The 10,122-nt window shown below is 39.3% G+C and carries 11 protein-coding genes and 1 pseudogene; 6 read left to right on the top strand and 6 right to left on the bottom strand.

Annotated elements, in window-relative coordinates; all coding sequences use genetic code 11:
• The 3 genes from ACGTNI_RS03780 to ACGTNI_RS03770 all read right to left on the bottom strand — a co-directional run.
• Positions 1–448: transposase (locus tag ACGTNI_RS03780; protein WP_394460147.1), on the bottom strand; the 448-nt coding region annotated here is incomplete at its 3' end.
• Between the two features lie 163 nt (positions 449–611).
• Positions 612–845: a DUF896 domain-containing protein gene (locus tag ACGTNI_RS03775; RefSeq protein WP_394460145.1), complete on the bottom strand. Its 234-nt coding sequence runs from the start codon at positions 843–845 to the stop codon at positions 612–614.
• A gap of 142 nt (positions 846–987) precedes the next feature.
• Positions 988–1,647 (bottom strand): YneB family resolvase-like protein, encoded by a 660-nt coding sequence (locus ACGTNI_RS03770; protein WP_394460143.1) that lies wholly within the window; start codon positions 1,645–1,647, stop codon positions 988–990.
• Between the two features lie 304 nt (positions 1,648–1,951).
• Between ACGTNI_RS03770 and lexA the strand changes: the two genes are divergently transcribed.
• Together lexA and ACGTNI_RS03760 are read left to right on the top strand one after the other, a co-directional pair.
• On the top strand, positions 1,952–2,575 hold the full coding sequence (lexA, locus tag ACGTNI_RS03765; protein ID WP_394460141.1) for a transcriptional repressor LexA: 624 nt from the start codon (positions 1,952–1,954) through the stop codon (positions 2,573–2,575).
• A 378-nt stretch (positions 2,576–2,953) separates the two neighbouring features.
• Positions 2,954–3,127 carry a DUF2553 family protein gene (locus ACGTNI_RS03760; protein WP_394460166.1) on the top strand — a complete coding sequence of 58 codons (174 nt, stop codon included), beginning with the start codon at positions 2,954–2,956 and terminating at the stop codon, positions 3,125–3,127.
• 716 nt (positions 3,128–3,843) lie between these two features.
• On the opposite strand, the gene ACGTNI_RS03755 is transcribed toward ACGTNI_RS03760, so the two are convergent.
• Positions 3,844–4,296 (bottom strand): hypothetical protein, encoded by a 453-nt coding sequence (locus ACGTNI_RS03755; protein ID WP_394460139.1) that lies wholly within the window; start codon positions 4,294–4,296, stop codon positions 3,844–3,846.
• Between the two features lie 282 nt (positions 4,297–4,578).
• On the opposite strand from ACGTNI_RS03755, the pseudogene ACGTNI_RS03750 reads away from it, so the two are divergent.
• The 4 genes and pseudogenes from ACGTNI_RS03750 to ACGTNI_RS03735 form a co-directional block, all read left to right on the top strand.
• A pseudogene (locus ACGTNI_RS03750) lies at positions 4,579–4,734 on the top strand (IS110 family transposase); the annotation flags it as partial.
• Positions 4,735–4,876: 142 nt separating this feature from the next.
• Positions 4,877–6,445: an IS21 family transposase gene (gene istA / locus ACGTNI_RS03745; protein ID WP_394460137.1), complete on the top strand. Its 1,569-nt coding sequence runs from the start codon at positions 4,877–4,879 to the stop codon at positions 6,443–6,445.
• Between the two features lie 26 nt (positions 6,446–6,471).
• Positions 6,472–7,206: an IS21-like element helper ATPase IstB gene (gene istB / locus ACGTNI_RS03740; protein ID WP_439330193.1), complete on the top strand. Its 735-nt coding sequence runs from the start codon at positions 6,472–6,474 to the stop codon at positions 7,204–7,206.
• A 237-nt stretch (positions 7,207–7,443) separates the two neighbouring features.
• Entirely contained in the window at positions 7,444–7,650 is a 207-nt protein-coding gene (locus tag ACGTNI_RS03735) for a PI-PLC domain-containing protein (protein WP_394460135.1), read from the top strand.
• Positions 7,651–9,224: 1,574 nt separating this feature from the next.
• On the opposite strand, the gene ACGTNI_RS03730 is transcribed toward ACGTNI_RS03735, so the two are convergent.
• Positions 9,225–9,401: a hypothetical protein gene (locus ACGTNI_RS03730; protein WP_394460133.1), complete on the bottom strand. Its 177-nt coding sequence runs from the start codon at positions 9,399–9,401 to the stop codon at positions 9,225–9,227.
• Positions 9,402–9,881: 480 nt separating this feature from the next.
• Positions 9,882–10,076, bottom strand: coding sequence for a GlcG/HbpS family heme-binding protein (locus ACGTNI_RS03725; RefSeq protein WP_394460162.1), 195 nt, complete (start codon positions 10,074–10,076; stop codon positions 9,882–9,884).
• Positions 10,077–10,122 lie beyond the last annotated feature (46 nt).

Genomic DNA, 10,122 nt, shown 5'->3' with positions numbered 1-10,122 from the left:
TAAACTTGTTGGCGTTTGCTTCTATCTTGGTTCCATCAATAAAAATAGCTTCCGCATCAATGATATCTTCTTGAACCAGTCGGGAACGAAACTGGACAAAGCTCTGGCGAAGAAGATCTTTGACGGCAGGGTGGACACGGAACCGATTGATGGTTCGATAGCTGGGCTCATAACCCTGAGCCAGCCACATCATGCGCACACTATCCTTGATCAGCCCTTCGATTTTTCTTCCTGAGAACACGGATTGGGTGTAGGCGCATAAAATGACCTTCATCATCATGCGTGGGTGATACGCCGGGCATCCCGTGTCACGCAGGAATGCTGAAAAGGCTTCATCCGGAATACTTTCCACCAACTCATGAACGGCATAGGCGATATCATTATCTTGTAGTTTCATTTCTACATCCATAGGCAAGATTACTTGGTTCATGTTATACTGTTTAAACATAAGGGCACCTCCGATGGTTATTGTGTGGTAACTTTAATTTTATCAGAGGTTGTCCTTATATTCTTATTAAAATAAAAGAAAACCATAAAAAGAGTGGTCCGCATCAAAATGATGCGGACCACTTTCTGTTTAAATTACTGGGTTTTGTCCCAGCCTCGTTGGATTAATGTTTCTTTTCGTTGCGTTGCATTCGTTTTACTTTTTCCGGTGTTACGTCATTTCCTTCCGGATCAACGACTTTCATACTTTTCAATTGGTTTTTGAAAGACTTCCGGACATTGCCGAGGTATTCTTGGCGTAATTGCTTTTGTTCGTCTTTCTCTGCTTTCGTAAGGGATTCTTTTTTCGATTTATTGGCTAATTCGTTTATACGATTTAGTTTATCTTTTGATAACATGCGTACACACTCCTTTTTGTGAGCCCTTAATTAAGAAAAGCCTGTTCTGTTCCCTCAAATACTTATAAAGGAATAAGTAGCTAAACTTCTCTCTAAGTGCTAAAAAGACAAGTGTCCTATGACCCTTGTCTTCTATATAATATTAACTTTTATCTTCTTCTTTTTCAAGTGAGATGTATTCACGGTAACGCCGGTGGACAGTCGCTTTGGAAACATCATAACCAAGCCCGCGCAAGGTGGCGGCAATTTCTTCGAAAGTCAACTTATTGGACCTAAGCCGGACAACTTCCTCTATCGGAAATTCAATCCGCTCCCTCCCTCTTGCCAGTTGCTGGTTGGAAAGATTCTTACCCGGGTCATAACCTCGTTCCATCGCTTTGTTCATGCCGCGCTTTATTTTCAGGTTATGGATTTTACGCTGGTACTCCTCCACAATACCTACTATCTGCAGAACCATGGAGTCGGATTCAGACAGCTGCAGCTCTCCCTGATGGGAAAGAGACCAGACATGCACGTCCATTTTGTTAAGCTGATGAAACAGCGCAATTTTTGTATTGCCCCGCCCTAAGCGTGTTTCATCCTGAATCAGCAAGCCTTCCGCCTGTCCATCCGAAAACCGGTCAAGCAACCGGAATACACCCTCACGCTCAATTTCGTATCCGCTCGCTTGTTCTTTTATTACGTCCACTACTTCCATGTCTTTCTGTTCGGCCATAGCAAGAAGCTCTGACTCCTGCCTGGCTAATGACGTTACCTGTGCTTCTTTTTCTGTACTTACCCTGCAATAAATGATTACGTTCATTCCTGCGACCCTCTCTGCTTGTTAATACGGATAATAAACTATAGACCTAATGTCAGCTGCTGATCGTCATGGCAGCATATAAGAATGCCAGACTCAAAATGAAAAGAATAATATAGGTCATGTCCAACTTAGACAGTTTATCAAACATTTTAACCCCTCCATACAGAACTTTTGTTCGCATTTGTTAATTTCATTATATACGAACATTCGTTCTTGTCAAGAAAAAATCGAACGAATGTTTGTATTGTGGAAATCATCATGGTACAATGTGGTTAATAAAAACATATGTACGAGGTGTGCTTATATGAGTAAATTATCGAAGCGGCAACAGGAAATATTGAAATTCATAAAAGAAGAAGTACTGGCAAAAGGCTATCCACCTTCTGTACGCGAAATCGGACAGGCTGTAGGACTGGCCTCCAGCTCCACGGTCCACGGCCACCTTGCGAGGTTAGAGAAAAAAGGATTCATCCGACGGGATCCAACAAAGCCTCGCGCTATTGAAGTATTGGAATTAGAAGAAGAACAAAATATTCCGAGAAGTGAAGCCTCCTATGCGCCGGTAATTGGTAAAGTCACAGCAGGCTCACCTATTACAGCAATCGAAAATATTGAAGAATATGTGCCGCTGCCGGAAAACCTGGCCGGCGGTGAAGAAAATACGTTCGTACTTGTAGTCGAAGGAGAAAGTATGATTGAAGCTGGTATATTGGATGGAGATATGGTCATCGTGAAACAGACACCAACCGCTCAAAATGGAGAAATAGTCGTTGCGATGACGGAAGACGAGGAAGCTACGGTCAAACGGTTCTTCAAAGAAAAAAACCATATCCGCCTGCAGCCTGAAAATGCTACGATGGAACCGATTGTCCTTCAGGAGGTATCCATTCTAGGAAAAGTAGTGGGGTTATACCGTTCGATCCATTAATACACCCTCCCTTATAATAAGTGTCAATCATAAATAAGCTTAAAAGGACAACCACCTAATAATAATAGCGGTGATTGTCCTTTTGTTTTGTATTAAATACTGAATCATTTACCTTAGAGGAATACCAAACTCAAGAATTACTATAAAGAGCGCTAATTTTGCGCTCATTTTTATCTATTCATAGACATAGGACTAATTAACTGAATTGTCTATATATTCTGACTATAACTTGATTTTCCACCTAACACTCCTTTATAATAACGTACAACAGTTATTAAAGAATGTGTTCATCATTATAAGGGAGGAATTGAATGAAGAAAGAGAACCTTCGCATGGTAGATATCACAGAGAGTATTAATGGAAAGTTAGAAGAAGGAAATATTAATTTATATCTTTAATAAGGAAAAAATCGGCCGGATTTTGATGACTGGCGGTGAAAATCGTTACGAAATGATAGAAGGTTTCAAATACCAAAAAGGAAAAATCTTTCGTATAAATAAAGTGAATGATATTCAGCAATACGTAAGTGATTGCGATCTTGGCTGGTGTTGAGCCATAAATAAAGCCATTGATGCAAAGCATCAATGGCTTTATTTTGATTAATATACGGAGATATACTGTTCACGTTCCCCAGGGTGGACTTGTGTACGGAATAGATTTTATGGATACAAAATATTCGTTTTTAATCATTTAAATACGATCATAATCAGTATACTTATCAAATAGTCTACCCTTTTAGTTAAGTAATACAAGGTGGAAACCTGCCTGATTTATAACTTCCCCCATCCTTCTGGTTCCACATTTTACGTTTATACTTATCTGAGTAATGATTAGCTTCGTTTCTTCGAGGTTTACAATGCTTTGCTTTTAACGCAATATAAACCTCCTTCAGTACTTGTATAGATTGGCATAAATGAATCGACCCAATGCCACATATGTAAATATCACCATCCGTTCATACAAAAACTCCTTATTTCTTATTCCGCTCCGTTAGTGAAAAAAAGATCGTCCGACTTGGACAATCTCCTCCTATCATGGAATAATGAGGCCAATCCAATACTTTAAATTGCCCCCGTTTCATTAAGACTCGATTTCAAGATAATCAGTCTTCTAATTTATTTGTAATCGCTATTAACATCTAAGCTTTTGATTGGAGAGAGTATTGAAACATCAAAACATTGCCTTAAAGAGATTTTACTCATATTATAATAAATTAACGCGGCGAATAATAAACAAGCTGTCGAGACTTACTCAACAGCCTAGAAAATTTATGGGAAAACTTTTAGCTTCTTTAATATGTAAACAATCCATCCAATGACAAGAAAACCCCCGACATACATAAGGATGGTATAAAAGAAATTCCATGTTTGATCATATTTTATTGTTTCTACTAGAAGAGCCAGCCCTTCTAAGCCCGTCATACCTCCGATGAATATAATATAGACCCAGAGGGGATTAGTGTTTTTGTACACCAGCATATAGGTGAACCAGGCTCCGGCGACAGTGAAGATTCCTAAATCTAAAAACAAGGAATCCAGTAAAACAATCGTCGGCATATGATTCACTTTCCACAGTCCCATATGAATGCCTGCCTGGTTCAAAACAACCGCAATCAATGCGGTAATGGGTGCCGTCGTATAAAAAATTTTGGGTGCTTTTTTATATAAATAAATGCCTATAATCCAAGGAAAGACAAAGCCTGCAATTATAATAAATACCATTTCTACCACCTCATGTTAGTACTGTGTCTTTTCTCATTTTTTATTCTATAAGAGATAATGTATCTAATCCACTTTATCAGACAGTTTCAGCTATTTGATTTCCAGTTCGAAAGGAACTTCAGAATTCTATTTCCAACCTTTTATTATTATCTCGAAACTGAGTCTACAAATATACTGCCCTATACTTAAGTACACAAAAGACGACTATTCTTATTGAATATTCGTCCACTCGTATATTATTATTATTAACCAGATTATTTCTGGTTTTAAATCTCTCATACCTTTAGCTTCCTTCATCAACTTGGATACAAAGTGATATCTTTCAATCCTACGCAATTGGACGCCCTCCGAAATTTTTATATTTGCAAAACCAAAACAGACATTAAAGATGCGTATTTAGTTGCTCAAGTAATACGCATCGACTCTCCAGAAGCGACTTCTGTGACTGCTAAACTAAAGTAGACAGTTTCCGCTAGATTAGAAGAAACACTTATTTACCCAAATATACCAGTAAAATATACAGCTCTCCCATTGTATGATATTTAAGATTATACAGACATCAATGGAGGGCTCAGAAAAGGTGGATAAGTGGGAAATGTATATGGAGATTCAACAGTTAATTAAGCAAGGATTTAGTAAATCGAAGGTGGCGGAAAAGTTAGGGGTTTCAAGATCAACGGTATATCGCAACCTGCAGAAGTCTCCTTCGGAGATGGCTGAATGGGTAGAAAGAATAAAAACGAGAGAGAAAAAGTTAGATCCTTACAAAGCGTTAATTTTATCCTGGCTGAGAGAACATCCTGATATGTCGGCAGCACAAGTGCAAGATTGGTTACAGGAAAGGTATGAATCACTGGAGATTGGCGAGAGCACGGTTCGTGCCTACGTTAGAGAATTACGTACTGAATATAGAATAGAGAAAGAGACTCTACCACGGAATTATGAAGCTATTCCTGACCAGCCAATGGGAGAACAAATGCAGGTTGATTTTGGTCATACAAAACAAAGAACACCTGACAATCAAGAGGTGAAGCTGAGCTTTATCGCATTTGTTTTGTCTAACTCGAGATACAAATATAAAAAATGGTTAGACAGACCTTTCACTACCCAGGATGTGATGGAAGCACATGAAGATGCATTTCGGTGGTATGGCGGAATCCCAAGAGAAATCGTTTATGATCAGGATAATTTAATCGTGGTCAGTGAAAATGGCGGGGATCTTATCTTAACGAAAGAGTTTCAACACTATAAGGAAACCAGGCGTTTAAACCTTAGGGTTTGTAGAAAAGCTGAGCCGGAAAGTAAAGGGAAAATTGAAAATGTGGTTGGCTTTATCAAGCATAACTTTGCAAGACATAGAGTGTTTCACAACATTGATTCCTGGAATGAGCAGGGTTGGCAGTGGCTAAACCGGACAGGGAACTATAAAATCCATAACACAACAAAAAAAAGACCGGCCGAAGTGTTCTCCTTGGAAAAGCAACACTTAAGACCAGTCGCAGAAAAATTAACTATCAAAAACAATTATGAAAATAGTATAACAAGAAGCGTCCATAAGGACAATACAATTCGTTATTTGTCGAATCGGTATTCTCTTCCACTTGGAACATTCCATAAATATGATACCGTCGGTATCAAGGAAACGGAAGACAAACAACTATTCATCTATATTACCGATACAGGAGAATTGATTGCAAAACACACTATTCCTGAAGGAAAAGGCCAATTAGTAAAGGATAGAAGCCATTCGCGCGATCGAACAAAAGGCATCAATGCATTTATGGATACGGTTGCGAAACGGTTTGAAGAGGTAGATTCCGCATACGACTATCTTAATATCATCCGGCAAAACTACCCTCGGTATATTAGAGATCAGTTGCAGATTATTTTAAAGCAGACAAAGGAGAACAATGGGGCAATCTTATCAGCAGCACTGAAAGAATGTGTGAAAAGAAATCTTTATAGTGCGACAGATTTTAGCGATATCGTTTCATACATCAAACGACAACGCCAAGTTGATGATACAGTAACCGATAACGCCCGGGCTGTATCATCTATAAATAAGATTTCAGGCTGGCTCATGGATACGGAAGCCCAAAAGAGAACAGTAAATGCCTATACTGAAATATTGGAGGGTGAGTCTAATTGAGTCAGCTGAATCAATTACAAGATTTGATGAAAACCCTCCGCCTGACCGAAACAGCTAACCATCTTCCTACACTCATAAGAGAAGCTGAGCAAAAGGACGCATCCTTTACTCAGTTTCTCCTGGATGTAGCAACCTATGAACAAAAGCGCAGAGAAGAAAAGCTATTAGAGAAACGGTTTAAATGGGCGACGTTCCCGTTTTTCAGCACTTTGGAAGAATACGATTTAAAAGAACAGAAATCATTAAGTTCGAAGAAACTAAATCAGTTAAAGGACTTAACGTGGATGGAGCAGCTATATAATATTATTTTCCTTGGCCCGCCAGGCGTCGGCAAAACCCACCTATCGATTGGGCTGGGCATTGAGGCTCTCAACCAAGGATATAAAGTGATTTTTACTACGATGGGTGATCTCATTCATGTATTAAAGACTGAAGAAATCACAAGGAAATCGAAAACAAGAATGAAGAGAATACGAGAAGCAGATCTAGTTATCATTGACGATTTAATGTTTATGGCAATGGACAAACAGGAAGCCAATATGTTTTTTCATTTGATCAATGATTTATACAATCAAACATCGATTATATTAACGTCCAATAAAGGTCCTAAAGAATGGGGTGAATTATTAGGAGATCAGGCAATTACAACTGCGATTCTAGATCGTATATTGCATCGAGTGGAAATCATTCATTTAAATGAAGACAGTTGGCGAATGAAGCATCGAAAAACCATATTTGGGCAGCAAAGTGTTTCAAATTAATAAGCAGAAATTGTGTCATTTTACTTGACGGTCACAACTTCATTCAGCTTTAGAATTTCGTTAAGATTATGATCATGAGTTTATTCTATTGATTGATATAAAATCGGAGGGTAAGTCTACTTACCAGGCGATTGATCAACAGCTGCGCGAGTACAAAAGAATGCTCACTAAGTACGTACCTTTCGTTGTAAACCTGGTGCTGTAACTGTGTACATTTCCGGAAAACACCCACGGTAATTGATGGAGAGTCAAACCGTTCGCTATACCGCTTATGATGGTCGGATTAGCGACCTTGGTACAGGCGCCCCCAGTACATTAATCAGCGATAATTGGACAAAGCATTTTACCTGGATGGGTGTTGGCCCGATGCCACCGGAAGAGTGGAAGAAACTACATTCCATTGTGACAACTGCTCCTTCCAATGGAAAAAAGGTTCGTTTTTAGGCTACGTCTGACCAACCCTCACCTGCACGAGAAGCTTTGTGGAAGGAACTTTTGAATGCTGGTGTCGATTCATTAATATAAATGACTTGCCTGGCTTAGAACAGGCCATAAAACTTAATCATTTCCCTGATGTTTTTTATTTCTTTTGTCATTGAATGTAATATGCGGATTGGATGGCTGTGGGTCGTTTTCCTTTATAAGCTGTATCGATAAACGGAAAGGAAACGTCTTGAGGCAGAATCTTACGCTTCTTCTACTATCCTGTTCCCTACACCCCAACCATAAAAATTCACACTCGAAGCAGCCTGTCCTATAACCGGGCTTCTCTCAGCAAATATTCAGTTATATCCCAGTCTTTTTTCATTTTATGCCACCAATCGATAGCAGTACGAAAGTTTGATATTCAGGATACAAAGGACAAATCCTACTCTTTATCAGCATATAAGCGAAAAACAATTAGTTGCATTTGCCGGCCTGGATGCTTCCGTACACCAATACGGTGCATCTAACAATATAATCGGATAATAGAATATATGTTGATAAGGCTAAACAGAAAAAGGTGACTCTGTAAAATACAAAGTCATCTAAAAATGGCAGAAAAGGCTTTTAAAATATAAGTTACGTAGGCGTCTCTTAACCTTAAATCAATGTTTTTTTAAAAATAGATTGTGATTGTTTTAGCCTAGACATCGATTTTTTCCTTTAAACACATCACTGTTGAATCGGAAACATTGGTATATTACACGCCTCCGGAGCACCAAGTACCGGTCAGTCAGCCGCTTGCGGCAGATGACAGGATCCAGGAAATGTGTACTCTTATACTTTCCTTTCTATCATTTCATTTCCTACGGAAGGTTTCCTTTGGGGTGTATACCTTTATGTTTCTCGAATATTAATCAATCAGCATACACTGCAAATAGGTGATTGCTAATGCTTGGTTTTGGTGAAGTATGTTGAAAACGAGGCGATAGAAAGTGCGCGGGCCTTTCCAGCGACGGAAATGTCAAAATCTTGTTGAAATTCTCTGACTCCTTGTCAAACTTCCATAGTACCCGGTAGGATTTATGTCAAGGTAACCCAATGATGTCTATCTTGGTTAAGGAGGCTGCTTGACTCTAAAACGCATGATTTGGTCTTGACAGTAAAAGCATCCTCCTCCAACCAAAACCCGGATGCTTTTCCGGGTTTTGTATTATAAACTTACAGATTACGGCCACTCGAAATTCCAGAGCGATTGGCAAGGTTCCTTGTCACAATCGTGGGTTATTCGCATACACTGTGGTCCCACCCCTACCACTAACCTGAAGATAGGCTTCACTTCGTGGTCCATTACAACAACGTTAATCCAAGTAGGCTTGTTAAATCTCTGCTCCTTTCCATAAAAGGCGCACTCCCATACGGGTTGCGCCTTTTAATGATTGCCTACAGGATGAAGAAACCCTCCATGCCCGAAGTTTGTTTTCACCATCGCAGTTGGTAATAATCCTAGAGGTAAGGCTCCAAAAGAATTGGTAAAAACATAGGCATCGAATGTTATGACACGCAGGTCGTATCCTTACCGAGTGTGGCAGTGGTTATATCACTATGTTTCCTCGGATTCGCATCATCCACTCCTGTAAAAGACGATAATACATATGCAAACTATTGTGTATTTTAACCGCTATTTCCTCGTCATAAGTATGTACCGTCAAGTGCTGGACGTTAACCATTTCCAAGGCGGTGACCGCCTCGTCCACCTTCAACAAGCCCACTTCCCGGAAGCTCCTAATCACACTCTTTGGGGAGCCGATGTCCAGCCCTTCCATCTCATATTATTATAGTTTAGCGGCTTTCCAACAAGCCTCGGAAGATAATTCGAACCGTTGAATGGCTGCATCCGGTTCCACATCATTAGGGGTATTGTAACAACTTAAACCGTTTTTGAACTAAACTGCTCCATTAGTTAATAAGCGATCGTCTATATTAAACGATCGCACTAGATTGTGGAGGACTTGAAACTGAGATTTTCATACACTACCTTTACTACTTTTTACGCTTGCTCCATACTCACTTGTTAACATTAGAAATATTATTTTCAATAGTAGGAATCTTGGTAATTACAGTCGGTTTACTTAAATCACTATTACCGTACGGTACTAAATTATTGATGTTTGAGGCTGAACGCTTGGATCATCTTTTAACACCAGATCCGTATTTACTATTATCCTTCCCCTTTAAAAAGATAATGTTATCTAATTCAGTTCATTGAATGAATTAACGCCCGCCTCCGCTACTTTTACATCATTCGAAACAGTGCTTCCACTCACACCAATGGCTCCAACAACTTTTCCATCTTTCTTGAGAGGAAACCCACTACCAAAAACAACAATTCGTCCTTGATTGGTTGTATTAATACCATAGAGTTCAGCATTAGGTACCGGTGCTATCTTTAGAATATTACAATTATGGGCAGAAAAAAGGAAAAATATAAAA

Source organism: Thalassobacillus sp. B23F22_16 (genome assembly GCF_043496955.1).
In the GTDB taxonomy this organism is placed as follows: Bacteria; Bacillota; Bacilli; order Bacillales; family Halobacillaceae; genus Thalassobacillus; species Thalassobacillus devorans_A.
This window is presented reverse-complemented; position numbering and strand designations above follow the sequence as displayed.